The sequence below is a fragment of the Bacillus methanolicus PB1 genome (genome assembly GCF_000262755.1).
GTDB lineage: Bacteria > Bacillota > Bacilli > Bacillales > Cytobacillaceae > Bacillus_Z > Bacillus_Z methanolicus.
This window is the reverse complement of the sequence record NZ_AFEU01000002.1, coordinates 874,555-889,795: the sequence shown is the minus strand read 5'-3', so window position 1 is coordinate 889,795 and position 15,241 is coordinate 874,555. Positions and strand designations below refer to the sequence as shown.

Genomic DNA, 15,241 nt, shown 5'->3' with positions numbered 1-15,241 from the left:
AGCTCATTCGGGAAGATTTCTTACCTCGACTTGCCAAATACAATGAACAGAACGAAACGTTTGGTGATCGTAATAGTTACTCAAAAACCGCGCAGGTGACTGTTGCCACGCTTATTGATTTTATCTTTGTAAAACAATGTGCCTGATTGAAAACGCTTTATATCAATGCCTGCATAGGCATTGAGTTGCTTATGATTTTCGAAGCGTGTAATGTCGCCTATTTCTCCAATCAAACGAACTGCTGTATTTTTCCCTATGCCAGGAATACTGATTAATATTTGATATTCATTTCGTTCTTTTGAAAGATCAACCATCTGCTGGATCAGTTCCTCACGTTTTCTTAAAATGGCTAAAGAACGTTTGGCATAATCTTTTAGCTGTTCACAGCGAATGTCGTCTTGATCCACTGCTGGATACGAATCCTGTGCTGCACCTATTAACTGAATGGCCTTTTTCTCCGCCGTTTTAGGCGCTAATTTCTTATCTGTGTTGGCAAGTAGTCGGTTGCGTACAACCGTCTTTGAAAGATTTTTAACGCAATCAGGATGTGGGAATAGCTGTAGAATATTTAAAAACAGCTCGGATTTTTGTGTGAACAGCGATTCCATTTCTGGGAAAGTCAGTTGTAGTAAAGTGTGCATTCGACTTCGAAACATCGCTAGTTCTTCGTCTAATTCATGATAGTATCGGGAAAGCGCACGCATTTGGTCGAAGTAGTTGTCCTGCGGTTTTTTTATGCGCCGTTCGGTTGTGAAGTGAGTTTGGGCCAAACGGTGGGCATCACTTTTATCGGTTGTATGAATGCGCATAGTAGCCGTTTGAATCTTTGATTCAAGGGGATTTAACAGACAGTATTGAAAACCGTGATCATTCATAAAGCGCTCTAATGGTCGGGAATACACGCCTGTTGCTTCAAATACAATGGCTGGAACTTGTCCATCTTTTTGTACTAAATCGATGATTTGCTTATTTAGCTGTTCAAAATGGGGGCGATTATGCAAAATTTCCCCCTCAAAAATACAAGAACGTGCAGCGTTATAAATCACCATATAACTTTTTCCCATACTCACATCAAAAGCAATTACGCTTTGCATATACATTCCTCCTGATTTTTATGTAGAAGTCTTCACTTCACCTTATCGATTCCCTTTTCTTATACACGATCTCAAGGATCCAACATACTGAAACTGATTCTTATAAGGGCAGTGAAGTAGGCCAGTTTTTTAATTACGAACTCAAGGCTCTGGGGCTGACACGACCTATTCTCCACTTCTACTATAAAAAAATAGTAGCACAGATCATGGCCGTGATCTGTGCTACTAATCTTAGTATGTTTTCTATTTTCAGTTGCTTTGATATTCAGTTTTTTCGGCAAACCTTAATATATGTAAAAAATTTATGAATTCCCGTTGACTCTGACGCTGCGTCATAGAATATGATCAAATTGTGGAGGTGATCAAATTTTATAAAGTAAAAGAAGTAGCCGATATGGCAGGTGTAAGTGTGCGCACGCTTCACCATTATGACCGCATCGGGCTGCTTGTACCAGAATCTGTAACCCCGGCCGGATATCGACTTTATACAACCAAAAACCTCGAAAAGCTGCAGCAAATCTTATTTTTCAAGGAAATCGGTTTTTGTTTGCAAGAAATTAAAGAGATTCTTGATAGTCCGAACTTTGACAGAAAACAAGCCTTGAAAAAACATAAACAATTGCTTTTGAAGAAAAGGGACCGGATCGAAGAAATGATACGAACCGTTGAAAACACAATCAAATCAATTGAAGGAGAAATGGAAATGGAAAATAAGGATATGTTTAAAGGCTTTGATATGAAAGCCATTGAAGAGCATCAAAAAAAATATGCAGATGAGATCAAAGAACGTTATGGTGTTGACGCCATGGAGGAACTTGCTAAAAACTCCGAAGATGAATGGGCAAGAATTTTTAAACGAAGTGACGAGATTTATCGTGAGCTTGCTGCGAATATGGATAAATCCCCTGAAGATCCCGTTGTCCAAAAGGCAGTTGCTGAATGGAGACAACATATTACTGACAATTTCTATGATTGCACCATCGAAATTTTCCGGGGGATAGGTGATTTATATGTAGACGACATACGATTCACAAAAAACATCGACAAATATAAAGAAGGACTTGCAAAGTTTTTGCGCGAAGCAATCCATGTATACTGTGATAACCATTCCGGATAATAAGAAAACAAGCAAAAGCCGATTGTTTTGATAGACAATCGGCTTTCATCATTCTTTCGAGTTCTCCGGTTCTAACCAGGTTTGAGACCATTTTTCAATTTCTTTCATAAGCGGCTCCAACGAACGACCTTTTTCAGTCAAGGAATATTCGATTCGAACGGGTGTTTCAGGAAAAACTTCTCTTTTCACAATTCCTTCACTTTCGAGATCTTTCAGCCTTTCTGAAAGAAGTCTTCCACTGATTCCAATTGCAGACTCAATATTGCAAAATCGTTGTGGACCGGAAAGCAGTTGGTAAATAATCAGTCCCGTCCACCTCTTGCTTAAAATATTCATCGCTTTTTCGAATCTGGGGCAAATTAAAGATTGGTTCATGATCAATCACTCCTATTTTCATATTATAACCTATTATTAATAATAATTATATTATTTAATTAAATTAAGTTAATTGACATTACTAAATAATTAAAATATAATTACTTACATATAGTAACTAACTGATTTTCATATCGTTTATAAATTGGAGGTAAATAATATATGCAATTTCACCGCCATCCCAATACATTTGTTGGGCAAGTTGACTTAAAAGTGGCAAATTTAGAACGTTCTCTCGAATTTTACGAAAAAATTATTGGTTTTCAAATACTAACAAAATCAGCAAAAAAAGCTGTACTAACGGCAAATGGCACAACTCCCCTGTTAACGATTGAACAGCCTGAAAATGTATTGCCGAAACAAACGCGGACAACAGGTTTGTATCACTTTGCCCTTTTGTTGCCTAGCCGTCAAGACTTAGCCAGGATTTTGCGCCATTTCATTCAAATCCGCTATCCCTTGCAAGGAGCATCCGACCATCTTGTGAGTGAAGCAATTTATTTAGCGGATCCGGATGGAAATGGTATTGAAGTTTATTCAGACCGGCCTTCTGCAGCATGGAATTGGGAAAACGGTGAAGTAGAAATGGCAACGGTCCCATTGGATGCACAAAATCTTCTTGCGGAAGGAGATGGAGAGGCATGGACACGCCTCCCGAGTGGTACATTAATGGGGCATATTCATTTACATGTGTCTGAATTACAAAAAACAGAAGAATTCTACACAGAAGGACTTGGGTTTAATATTGTAAACCGATACGGCAGTCAAGCACTCTTCATTTCTACCGGAGGATACCACCATCATATTGGATTAAATACATGGAATGGAGTAGGTGCGCCTGCACCTTCTGAAAACAGTGTCGGTTTGAAGCACTTTTCCATTGTGTTACCAAATAAGGAAATGAGAAGAAAAGTAATCGAGCAGCTGCAAAAAATCGGTGCATGGATAAAAGAGGAAAATGATACGATTCTTACGAAAGATCCTTCAGGCAATCTGATTAAACTAACAGTTTTAAAAAACGATTAGAGTTCGACTCATAAGGGTAAGACTCCTTCCATAGAGGAGGAGTCTTACCCTTTGTTTGTTATTAGTCAACCCCTTATTTCATGTTTTACTCGGAATCCATTTCATTAAAGATATCTGTTAAAACAGGAACAATTTGTTTTTTACGGGAAACGACGCCTTTAAGAACAGCGGTATTATTTTCAAGGGTAACATTATATGCCCGTTCCAATGCATTCGCTTTGCGGCCCAGGGCTACTGCTGTTGAATCGTTTGTTAAGATATTTGTAACAACAAATAAGAATAAATCCAATTCCTTATCAGCAATTACTCGTGACAGGGCTGCTTCCAGTTCTTCCTGGCGGTCAAGCACGTCTTTAGGGTCAACGGTATTTACTTGTGCGATTTCAACCTTGCTGCGCCCCATTTGGAATTCCTTAGCGTCAAGAGAAATCAGCTGTTCAATCGTCTTATCACTCAAATCAGCGCCCGCTTTCAGCATTTCTAGACCGAACTTTTCAGGATCTACACCTGCAATCTCTGCAAGTTCACGTGCAGCAGCTACATCTTCTTCCGTACATGTAGGAGATTTGAATAATAAAGAATCGGAAATGATCGCTGAAAGCATGAGTCCGGCGATCTCTTTTCGAATCTCAACGCCCTGTTCCTTATATAATTTTTTTAAGATCGTCGCCGTACACCCTACCGGCTCGGCACGGTAATATAAAGGATCACTCGTTTCAAAATTAGCAATTCGATGATGATCGATGACTTCTAATATGCGAACTTGATCGATATCATCTGCACTTTGCTGGCGCTCATTATGGTCAACGAGAATAACATTGCTTGCTTCATCCGAAACCTTTTCCACGAGCCGCGGCGCTTCGGCGTTAAAATAATCAAGGGCAAATTTTGTTTCTCCATTCACTTCGCCTAATCGAACAGGCACTGCATTCATTCCTAATTTTGATTTCAGCTCAGCATAAGCAATTGCTGAACAAATTGAATCTGTGTCTGGGTTTTTGTGTCCGAAAACAAATACTTTTTCCATTTCCCTGCTCCTTCATTGATAGAGATAGATTTCTTTCAATTTATAAATGAGAGATTCCTTTCCAAAAGATATTTTACCATTTCTGCACTGTTCTTTAAAACTGTACTCCATAAAAAACATTCATGAGTTTTTACTCCCAACCCTAACATTGAAATAGGTTGCTTTTTAAAACATAATCAACATAATAAGGCGGTGTGAGCGAAGCCAGGCCTCTAAATATTTACAAAGCTAAACATATTTATTTTGCTCAAACAAGTTGGCATTTTTATTTTTGTTAGCGCAGCTCCGCCCCTTTTCCACAAAAAAAGCCAAAAGGGCTAACTTTTTTGCACCTTAAGGCTTTTCTTTTTCCAAAAATCACTCGCCTATTTCCACCATGAATCAAATTTTGTTGCAGGAAGTCTTCGTTTATGCTCAGTCACTAAATAACGGCGCTCAATCTTTTCCGCAACTTCTTTTGATACAGGTTTTCCTTCGAGGTAATCATCCAGTTCATCATATGAAATCCCAAGCTCTGTTTCGTCTGCTTGTCCCGGTTTTTCATCTAAAAGGTCTGCTGTCGGGACTTTTAGATATATTCGTTCCGAAGCCCCAAGTTCTTTTAATAACGCTCTGCCCTGGCGTTTGTTTAAGCCATATAGCGGAAGAACATCCGCTCCTCCGTCTCCATATTTTGTAAAAAAGCCGGTCACTGCTTCTGCAGCATGGTCTGTACCAATGACGAGGAATCCTTCCTCGCCGGCAATCGCATATTGCGCAATCATTCTCATTCTTGCTTTGACGTTGCCTTTTTGATAATCGCTTAAAGGTTCTCCTGATGTGATTCTGTCATACTCGGCTTTTGCCGCATCTACTGCTTCTTTAATGTTAAAAACGTACTCACGGTCCGCTTTTATAAAATCTAAAGAAGCTTTGGCATCTTCCTCATCTATCTGGACTCCATATGGAAGCCGTACGGCAATAAATCGGGCTTCATAGCCTTCTTGCCGCAATTCTTCCACTGCAAGCTGTGCAAGCCGTCCGGCAAGCGTTGAGTCTTGTCCTCCGCTGATTCCTAAAACAAATCCTTTTGCTCCTGTCTTTTTCAAATAGGCTTTTAAAAAGCCGATCCTTTCCCTGATTTCTTCTTTTGGATTAATCTCTGGCTTCACTTGTAAATCCTCGATAATCTGTTTCTGCAAACTCATCCTTCTCACCTCTTTATCACTTTTATTAATCATTATATCCTTTCTTGACTTTTCTGAAAATATGAACGTGAACAATCTTTTATGGAAAAAAGAATAAAAAAGTATATGCCTGCCCTTTTGTTGATAATGCTTGTTTCCATTTATCGCCGAAATGTCAGATGAATTGTTTGTTGACATTTATAACTGTAACATTTATTATTACATTTGGGAAGAAGGTGTAAGATTATTGAATAGTGATTTTTCTATTGCTGTCCATTGCGTAGCCTATTTGGCAACAAGGTTCGAACAAAGAGTGACGAGTGAAGATATTGCTCAAAGTATAACCGTTCATCCTGTACGATTAAGGAAAATTTTGAGTTTGCTTAGAAAAGAGAATATTATCGTTTCAAAAGAAGGAGCAAAAGGAGGTTTTTCTTTAAAAGAAAGACCAGAAAATATTACATTAGATAAAATTTTCATGATTACGAGTGAAGGCATCCTTTTGCCAAAATGTCCCGAAGGAAATAAGAATTGTATTGTAGGAAAAAATTTATCCTCAATACTTTTGAACATTTTTAAAGATGCTGAGGAACATTTGATAAATTATCTAAAAGGAATTACGATACAAGATATTATTAAGGAAATTAACAACAGATAATTTTTTTTAATAAAAACTGTAATAAAAAAAGTTTCAGTTAAGGAGGTTAACAATGAGTAATAAGAAAAGAGTCGTAATGGGAATGTCAGGCGGAGTCGATTCATCTGTAGCCGCATATCTTCTCAAAAAAGAAGGATACGAAGTTATCGGTGTCTTTATGAAAAATTGGGATGACAAAAATGATGACGGTGTTTGCACGGCAGCTGAAGATTTTGAAGATGTAAAAATTGTCTCCAATCAATTAGGGATCCCTTACTACAGCGTCAATTTTGAAAAAGAGTATTGGGATCATGTTTTTACGTACTTTATGGAAGAGCTGAAATTGGGAAGAACCCCGAATCCAGATGTTTTGTGCAATTCGGAAATTAAATTTAAAGCATTCATTGATTTCGCTCTTTCATTAGATGCAGATTATGTTGCTACCGGCCATTATGCAAGAGTAAACAGAGAAAATGGAGAAGTAACTTTATTAAGAGGAAAAGATTCAAACAAAGATCAAAGTTATTTTCTTAGTCAATTAACAGGTGAACAATTATCAAAAGTCATTTTCCCGCTTGGAGAATTAACGAAGGACGAAGTACGAAAAATTGCTAAAGAAATAAACCTTTCTACCGCCAATAAAAAAGACAGTACCGGAATCTGTTTTATTGGAGAAAGAAATTTTAAAAGTTTCTTAAAGAACTTCCTGCCGGCACAACCAGGAGAAATTCGCTCGATCATTGGAGAAGTGTTAGGACAGCATGATGGATTGATGTACTATACAATCGGGCAAAGAAAAGGACTTGGAATTGGAGGAAAAGGTGCACCCGAACCTTGGTTTGTCGTCGATAAGGATTTAGACAACAACGTATTAATTGTAGCACAAGGGAAAGATAATCCCGCTCTATACTCAAATGGCATCATTGCTGCGAACATTAGTTTTATAAATGGAGATTACAGTCCGCGATCATTTTCATGTACTGCTAAATTCAGATATCGCCAAGAAGACCAAAAGGTAAAGGTCCATGTCCGGCCCGATAGAACGGCTTTAGTGGAATATGAACAACCGATAAAAGCTGTTACACCGGGACAAGTAGCAGTATTTTATGATCAAGATGTTTGTCTTGGCAGCGGTATTATTGATACCGTATTGAAAAATGATGCGTCAATCTCCGTTGTAGCTTAATAAATCATTCCATTGCATGCTGATGAGTTAATAATTTGTAATAAACCATAATAATGATAGAAAGGTATTGAGGGATCAACGATGGAAAAATTTAAAAATCATAATGGATTTTCACTTATGTATCAGGAAAATAAATTAACTTTAGGGCTGTTTTTCCCTATTGAATCATATATGGGCGATGTCCCGGAAATGAACTTGGAAAAGCAAATGAAATTAGCGAAAAGAGCAGAAGAACTAAAATTCGCTTCATTATTTGTCAGGGACGTGCCTTTGCGCGATCCTAATTTCGGTGACGTTGGTCAAATGTATGATCCTTTTGCTTATCTAGGATATGTAGCCGCAAACACAGAGAAAATTGCATTAGGAACTGCCAGTATTATTTTGACTTTGCGTCACCCGCTTCATGTCGCAAAAGCAGCGGCTTCTATTGATAAGCTATCCGGTGAACGGCTTATTCTCGGTGTTGCAACAGGCGACCGTCCAATTGAGTTTCCTGCCTTTTCGGTGAGTTCGAATAATCGCAGTGAATTATTTAGAGATTCTATCTCAGTCATGAGGGAAATATGGGCGAAAAATTTCCCTAGAATTCACTCTTCTCGTGTAGATCTTATGAATGGAGACCTATTACCTAAACCGAAATTATCCAGCATCCCAGTGATGGTAACAGGCCATAGTTCTCAATCTCCGGAATGGATCGCAGAAAACAGTGATGGATGGATTTACTATCCTCGGCCAATTAATTATCAAGCTGAACTCATTCAAGATTGGCGATCTTATACGGATGAATTTAAGCCATTTACTCAATCTCTCTATATTGACTTGACAGAGGATCCAAATCATATACCAATACCGATCCATCTCGGTTTCCGAATCGGACGAAATTTCCTTATTGAATTTCTTGAAGCACTTAGAAATGTTGGCGTAAATCATATCATCATTAATTTAAAATACGGCCAACGCCCTGTTGAAGAAGTGATTGAAGAATTAGGCGAAGAAGTTCTTCCACACTTCCCTGCCTTAGAAAAAAATGAATAACCATTTAAGCTTATTGCAAGAAACCTTTCATGATCAACATGATAGATGTTCATGCAGATCGCTGCTGAATCGAAAAAATATATGCCTTAGAGAGGCTGTCTCATAAAGGTCTGACCCTTAGGCTTTGAGACAGCCTCTTGAGACAGCCTCTTTAATTTCGTTAATTTTTTTAAAAAAATATTTTTAATTTCTCACTCTAGAGACCCAACAAAAGTTTTGTCATTCATATATATTCCTTCTTATCGATTTAATCCAACATGTGCAAGAATCCCCGCCTAATTCCTCTTCAAGCCCCGCGCAGGAGGAAACAGCAGATCCAACCCTATATCGAAGAAGAGCTCTTTCCGATTTCCTGTGCCAGCGATTCGTCTGTTTTCTTTAATTTTATATCTGTTTCCACGTCTGCAAATCCTTTTGGTTTCGGGAAATCCCCTTTTTAACAAGAATAATAGTTAGATCAAAATTCATGATATATTTATCATTTCTACATTACAGCCTTTAAAACACTTTTTTGTGGTTTTTAAAAATTTTTACAAAGCTATTAGTTAAATACCCTAATTTAATAAATTTCTTAAAAGATAACGAACAACCTTTGAGCAGTCACTATATTATACAACAGAAGAAACTAAATCATTAATAAAAATCATCGAAGATAGGATGACATAAGCTTATGAATACCATTGTTTTTATTGAAACTAATAAATCGGGGTCTAGCAGAGAAGCAATCCAAGCAGCAGAACGACTTGGCTTTTTTACTGTATTATTAACCGGTAAACGAAGATTTATTGATCAAAGAACAGAATTTCCTGATGTTCATCAAATGATTTTAGTGAAAATATTTGATTACGATCAATTAAAAGAAAACATTATCAAAATACTAAAACAAGGTAAACAAATAAAAGGCATTTTGAGTTTCATAGATCCTTTTGTTCATGTAGCAGCAGCCTTATCAGAAGAATTTTGTCCTGGTGTTGTCTCTGCTGAACCGATTCGAAAAATGGAAGATAAAGTTTTAACTCGTGAACTTTTAAAGGATCTCCCTTTTTCCCCTCATTTTGCAATTTATTCACCGGATGATTCTTTAGATGACTTTATCCTTAAACAAAAAAGATATTTACCTCTTATTGTAAAATCTCCTTTATCTACCGGATCAAAAGATGTTTTACTGGCAAATGACGAGAACCAATTAAAACGATCGATGCAAAAATTACTAACAAAAAAAGAAAATGCACAAATTTTGCTAGAGGAGTATTTAACAGGACCCCAATATTTAGTTGAAGCTTTAGTTCACAACGGAAAAGTTCATATAATCGCAATAATCGAACAAGAGATTACGTTTTCCAAACGTTTTATCGTAACAGGGTATTGTTTATTAGCAGATATCGATCAAGACTTTTACAATAAAATCTTTGATACAGTAAATTCCATCTTACAGGCTTTTGAAATGAAAAATGGTGCCTGTCATCTGGAAATGCGCTTAGTACAAGGAACATGGAAATTAATTGAGATTAACCCGAGAATTTCAGGTGGTGCGATGAATCGAATCATTGAAACTGCATACGGAATAAATTTAGTAGAGGAAACCATTCAGTTGTTTTTAGGAAATGAGCCATGTCTCATTAAAAAACAAAATAAGTATGTGTACTGCCATTATAAAACAATTAATTCTAAAGGAAAATTAATTAAAGTGACAGGAAAAAAACGCTGTTCTCAATATCCTGGGGTAGAGGAGGTTTATATAAAACCCAGGAAAGGAATGATACTGCGCCCACCTTTATCAATGGGGGATCGTTATGCATACGTTTTAGCCTCATCAGATGTTAAAGAAGAAGCAAAAAGAATCGCCAAGGAAGCAGCAAAAGAAATACACTTCCATCTTGATCCAATCTAAAAATTTGGAGCGGCAATTCGTGGCTGCCTATCGATCCAAAGTTAGTTAATAGCGAACATTCAACGATTGTACAAAATAATGAGAGGTGGAATGGAAGCATCATGACTCTAATTGGCATGCTTCATCATCGAGCAGATCCAAGAAAAGTAAAGAAAGCATATGCTTATGCCGTTGTGGCAAAAGCTGAAGGTGTAAACTTTTTTTACTTTACCCCAGGGAAAGTAAATATAGAAAATCATACAATTTTAGGAAAAACTTATGAAAATGGCGAGTGGATTGAAAAGGAATTTCCTTTTCCTGATGTCATTTATAATGCGAGTTATCCTGTAAGTGATAGAGCTGAACAAATCTTTGATTATTTGCACGACAGAATTCCTTTTACAAGTCATTCGATTGGGGATAAATTAAGTGTATATAACAGGATTAAACAAGCAAAAAAATTTGAACAATACCTTATTCCTTTTCATGAATTAACTGACGTTCAGCATTTTTTTGACATGATGAAACGATATGCAAAAGTTATTATTAAACCGTTGTCCGGACATCAAGGCGGGGACATCATTTATATTGAAAAGGCTGGAATAGAACAATATAAAATTAATGAAGGAGGGGAAATCTCTTTTATTAATGAAAAACAATTGCTTAACTTAATATCTCATAAAATACAAGAACAAGATTACTTAGTTCAAAAGTTCATTTCATGTCAATTGAAATCTGGCCATGTTTATGATTTCCGGCTGCATGTACAAAAAAATGGAGAAGGAAAATGGGTCATTACTTCCATTTATCCAAGAATAGGACGATTGGGGAGCATTACATCAAATATGCGCAGCGGTGGTTACAGCACTTATCTGGATGTTTTTTTAAAATCAGAGTTTGATGTCTCCTGGTATGATATAAAAAGGTATCTTGAACACTTTGCGATAAGTTTTTCCAACCATTTTGATTCTTTATATGACGGCGAATCGCTTGATGAATTAGGAATTGATGTTGGAATTGATACAAACCAAAAATTGTGGCTGTTTGAAGTAAATTGGAGACCAGGTCCGCCCAATATATTTAACCTTGAACTAGATGTAGCTAGAAATACGATTCAATATGCTAAATATTTAGCTGATAAAAACAATAAAAAATAGTAATGTCACTCCTTTTCGATTACTATGAAATTTTTAATAAAAGGGAGTGTCAATAGCTCCCTTTTACTTGAATTAAATTGGAATGAGGGGGGTATTCACACAAAAAAGACCAGCAAACGCTGGTCTGATCTGATCCACCTTATGTATGGTGGAGACGGTGGGAGTCGAACCCACGTCCAGAGATATCGGCACTTAAGCTTCTACGAGTGTAGTCGGTATATTTGCGCTTCGCTGTCCCTTATGCCTACCGACAGGCGTCCGGGCAGCTAGCCTAGTTGTTCTCTTCCTTCATCCTCAGGCGGCGGAATCCGGCGTAGCCCACTAAGTTTGAGTCCGCTACCCTACCACATGGGCGATGGAGGGGCGAACAGCTGCGCTATATTAGGCAGCTAAAGCTAATTTTTGGTTGCCAGTTATTGGCTTTGACGTTTTTACGAGGCCGATCCCCTCGACTCGCAACTTAAGCTCGACCTACCCCTGTCGAATCCGTAGCGTCCCCATGTTCATAAAAGCGGAAATTCCGCCGGTTGACGTTCGGAAATATGTGATAGATGAGCCAAAGTTTCCTGTCACCTCAAGTGACAATTATTATTATAGCATATTTCATCGCATTTTCAATTGTAATGTATTTCCACTACATTTTCTGTCGTTCGCGGAAGGCCCGCTCAATTTCACGCTTTGCTTCTTTCTTTTTCAAGTCTTCGCGCTTGTCGTATTTTTTCTTCCCTTTTGCAAGTCCGATCAATATTTTTGCATAGCCATTTTTCAAATACAGCTTCAAAGGAACTAATGCGTATCCTGCCTCTTTTGTTTCCCCGATTAATTTGTTGATCTCTCTTTTATGAAGCAAGAGTTTGCGAGTCCGGAGAGGATCATGGTTGTAACGGTTTCCCTGATCATATGGACTGACATGCATATTGTATAAAAACATCTCACCTTTATGAATCCGGGCATACGAATCCTTTAAATTCACACGCCCGGCGCGAATAGACTTAATTTCTGTACCTTGAAGGACGATTCCTGCTTCATATGTGTCTTCGATAAAATAATCATGGTAGGCTTTTTTGTTTTGCGCAATTGTCTTTCCTTCGCCCTTTGGCATACAGTTTCCCCCTTCATATCTTGCTCCATTTTATCAAAATTTAAGGCTTGTCACAATGAAAGAAGGGAAAAGAGAGCCCGATTATAGGCTCTCAAGTTAACGCCGTTTTTTCTTTTTATCCCGCTTTGCTTTTGGGGCGTTTTCATAAAACTTTTTATTCTTTTTCCCTTTTTTCGACTGCTTCGAATTCTCCTCTGCTTTGCCTTTACGCGGTTTTTTCGATCCGTTGCCTGCTTTGAAAACACGCGGTGTTTCATTCCGTTCACGGCGGCGCGTCCCTTTCATGCCCACGATTTCAAAGTCAATGGACCGTTCATCTTTGTTCACATGAATGACACGAACAGTAATTTCGTCGCCAATTCGGAATACGTTTCCGGTCCGCTCGCCGATCATTGCATAATGGCGCTCATCATAGCGGTAATAGTCGTCTGTCATATAACTGACGTGTACAAGCCCTTCGATCGTATTCGGAAGCTCCACAAACATCCCGAAGTTTGTAACTGAACTGATAATCCCATCAAATTCTTGGCCGATTTTATCTTCCATATATTCAGCTTTTTTCAGCTCATCTGTTTCCCGTTCTGCGTCAACTGCTCTTCGCTCCATGTTAGAAGAGTGTTCCGCAATATCCGGAAGCCTTGCATTCCATTTTTCCCTTGTTGCCGGATCCATTTTTCCTTCAATTAAATATGTCCGAATTAATCGATGGACAATTAAGTCCGGATACCGGCGGATCGGCGATGTGAAATGAGTGTAAAAATCAGTTGATAGTCCGAAGTGGCCGAGGTTTTCAGGCTTATATTTTGCTTGCTGCATCGACCGAAGCATCACTGTTGAGACAACCATTTCTTCAGGCTTTCCTTGAACCTCTTCAATAATTTCCTGAAGAGCTCTCGGGTGTACATGATTTGCTGTTCCTTTTACAATATAACCAAAGTTTGTAATAAATTCAAAGAATCGTCTAAGTTTATCTTCTTTCGGATCTTCATGGATCCGGTAGATAAACGGAACATCAAGCCAGTGAAAATGCTCGGCAACAGTCTCATTGGCCGCTAACATAAATTCTTCAATCAGGCGCTCGGCAACAGAGCGTTCTCTTATCACAACATCAGTCGGCTTGCCTTCTTCATCGACAATAACCTTTGCCTCTTTAAAATCAAAATCGATGGCTCCCCGCTTCATCCGTTTGTTCCGTAATATAGAGGCTAATTCCTCCATCATTTCAAACATTGGAACTAGTGGCTCATAACGCTGTCGAAGTTCTTCATCCTTATCAACAAGAATTTTGTTTACATCGTGGTAGGTCATCCGCTCAGTTGTTTTGATGACGCTTTGAAAAATTTCGTGGTTCACGACTTCCCCGTCAGCATTAATTTCCATAATACATGAAAGAGTCAGCCTGTCGACTTTTGGATTTAACGAGCAGATTCCATTTGATAAGCGGTGGGGAATCATTGGTATTACCCGGTCTACTAAATAAACGCTTGTACCTCTTTCTCCCGCTTCCCTGTCAATTGGCGTGCCTTCCCGCACATAATAGCTGACATCCGCAATATGAACGCCTAGCTTATAGTTGCCGTTTTCAAGTTTAGTAACTGTAACAGCGTCATCCAAATCCTTCGCATCTACGCCGTCAATCGTGACAATCATTTCATCGCGGAGGTCGCGCCGATTGGCAATTTCGCTCTCATTAATCGTATCCGGTGTTTCGTTTGCCTGCTGAAGCACTTCTTCAGGAAACGAAAGAGGCAATCCGTACTTATGAATGACGGAAAGAATGTCAACACCCGGGTCATTTTTATGGCCAAGAATTTTAATAACTTCCCCTTCTGCACTTTTCCTTCCTTCAGGATACGTCGTCAGCTTCACTACTACCTTATGGCCTTCCACCGCACCTTTAGAAGCCGATTTCGGGATAAAAATATCGCTTGCAAACTTTTTATCATCCGGAATAACAAATCCAAAATGGTTGCTCTCAGAATATGTTCCGACAATTTGTTGGGTTCCTCTTTCAATAACCCGGACAACCGTCCCTTCTCTTCTTTGTCCGCTGCTTTCCGTTGAAATACGGACGAGCACGGTATCGCCATGCATGGCATTATTCGTTTCGTTCGGCGGAATAAAAATATCATCCATGCCGGGTTCTTCCGGGATAACAAAGGCAAACCCTTTTGCATGCCCCGTTAGTTTACCGCGGATAAGATTCATCTTCTCCGGTAATCCATAGCGGTTGCTTCGCGTCCTGACAACGAGGCCTTTTTCTTCCATGATGACAAGCGCCTTGACGAATTCTTTAAATGTTGTTGAATCTTCGATGCCAAAGGCTTGCTCGAGCTCCTGTACCGTCAATGGCTTATAGGCCTCATCTTTCATATATTGCAGCAGCCTGTCGATATGCTTCTGAATCGATTCTTCCATCTTGTTTCCCTCCCTTGCAAACAAGTTTTTA

General features: G+C 38.6%; 12 protein-coding genes, 1 other RNA gene and 1 pseudogene. 7 read left to right on the top strand and 7 right to left on the bottom strand.

The genetic code is table 11. The annotated features are described in order from the left end of the window. Positions 1–89 precede the first annotated feature (89 nt). A pseudogene (locus tag PB1_RS09320) lies at positions 90–1,094 on the bottom strand (IS110 family RNA-guided transposase); the annotation flags it as partial. Between the two features lie 352 nt (positions 1,095–1,446). On the opposite strand from PB1_RS09320, the gene PB1_RS09315 reads away from it, so the two are divergent. Beyond that, on the top strand, positions 1,447–2,211 hold the full coding sequence (locus PB1_RS09315) for a MerR family transcriptional regulator (protein WP_003352109.1): 765 nt from the start codon (positions 1,447–1,449) through the stop codon (positions 2,209–2,211). Between the two features lie 48 nt (positions 2,212–2,259). Here PB1_RS09315 and PB1_RS09310 read toward each other — a convergent pair whose 3' ends face one another. Continuing rightward, complete coding sequence (locus PB1_RS09310) at positions 2,260–2,586, bottom strand: winged helix-turn-helix transcriptional regulator (protein ID WP_003352107.1); 327 nt, start codon at positions 2,584–2,586, stop codon at positions 2,260–2,262. 162 nt (positions 2,587–2,748) lie between these two features. Here PB1_RS09310 and PB1_RS09305 point away from each other — a divergent pair, with 162 nt between their 5' ends. Further along, positions 2,749–3,612, top strand: coding sequence for a VOC family protein (locus PB1_RS09305; RefSeq protein WP_003352106.1), 864 nt, complete (start codon positions 2,749–2,751; stop codon positions 3,610–3,612). Positions 3,613–3,697: 85 nt separating this feature from the next. On the opposite strand, the gene PB1_RS09300 is transcribed toward PB1_RS09305, so the two are convergent. Next, positions 3,698–4,639 (bottom strand): manganese-dependent inorganic pyrophosphatase, encoded by a 942-nt coding sequence (locus PB1_RS09300; protein ID WP_003352105.1) that lies wholly within the window; start codon positions 4,637–4,639, stop codon positions 3,698–3,700. Positions 4,640–5,004: 365 nt separating this feature from the next. Beyond that, the gene (gene nadE / locus PB1_RS09295; protein ID WP_003352104.1) at positions 5,005–5,826 is read right to left on the bottom strand and encodes an ammonia-dependent NAD(+) synthetase; all 822 of its coding nucleotides are present in this window, start codon (positions 5,824–5,826) and stop codon (positions 5,005–5,007) included. A gap of 226 nt (positions 5,827–6,052) precedes the next feature. Between nadE and PB1_RS09290 the strand changes: the two genes are divergently transcribed. From PB1_RS09290 to PB1_RS09270, 5 genes are all read left to right on the top strand, one after another. Continuing rightward, positions 6,053–6,463, top strand: coding sequence for an RrF2 family transcriptional regulator (locus PB1_RS09290; protein WP_003352102.1), 411 nt, complete (start codon positions 6,053–6,055; stop codon positions 6,461–6,463). A 52-nt stretch (positions 6,464–6,515) separates the two neighbouring features. Next, positions 6,516–7,628, top strand: a complete 1,113-nt coding sequence (gene mnmA / locus PB1_RS09285) for a tRNA 2-thiouridine(34) synthase MnmA (protein WP_003352101.1) — start codon at positions 6,516–6,518, stop codon at positions 7,626–7,628. Between the two features lie 81 nt (positions 7,629–7,709). Further along, positions 7,710–8,663 carry an LLM class oxidoreductase gene (locus PB1_RS09280; RefSeq protein WP_003352100.1) on the top strand — a complete coding sequence of 318 codons (954 nt, stop codon included), beginning with the start codon at positions 7,710–7,712 and terminating at the stop codon, positions 8,661–8,663. A 670-nt stretch (positions 8,664–9,333) separates the two neighbouring features. After that, complete coding sequence (locus tag PB1_RS09275) at positions 9,334–10,554, top strand: ATP-grasp domain-containing protein (RefSeq protein WP_003352099.1); 1,221 nt, start codon at positions 9,334–9,336, stop codon at positions 10,552–10,554. A gap of 101 nt (positions 10,555–10,655) precedes the next feature. After that, positions 10,656–11,690, top strand: a complete 1,035-nt coding sequence (locus tag PB1_RS09270) for a YheC/YheD family endospore coat-associated protein (protein WP_003352098.1) — start codon at positions 10,656–10,658, stop codon at positions 11,688–11,690. A gap of 146 nt (positions 11,691–11,836) precedes the next feature. On the opposite strand, the gene ssrA is transcribed toward PB1_RS09270, so the two are convergent. From ssrA to rnr, 3 genes are all read right to left on the bottom strand, one after another. Then, positions 11,837–12,189, bottom strand: a transfer-messenger RNA (tmRNA) gene (gene ssrA / locus PB1_RS16960). A gap of 135 nt (positions 12,190–12,324) precedes the next feature. Further along, positions 12,325–12,792 (bottom strand): SsrA-binding protein SmpB, encoded by a 468-nt coding sequence (gene smpB, locus PB1_RS09265; protein WP_003352096.1) that lies wholly within the window; start codon positions 12,790–12,792, stop codon positions 12,325–12,327. Positions 12,793–12,888: 96 nt separating this feature from the next. Next, positions 12,889–15,210, bottom strand: coding sequence for a ribonuclease R (rnr, locus tag PB1_RS09260; protein ID WP_003352095.1), 2,322 nt, complete (start codon positions 15,208–15,210; stop codon positions 12,889–12,891). Positions 15,211–15,241 lie beyond the last annotated feature (31 nt).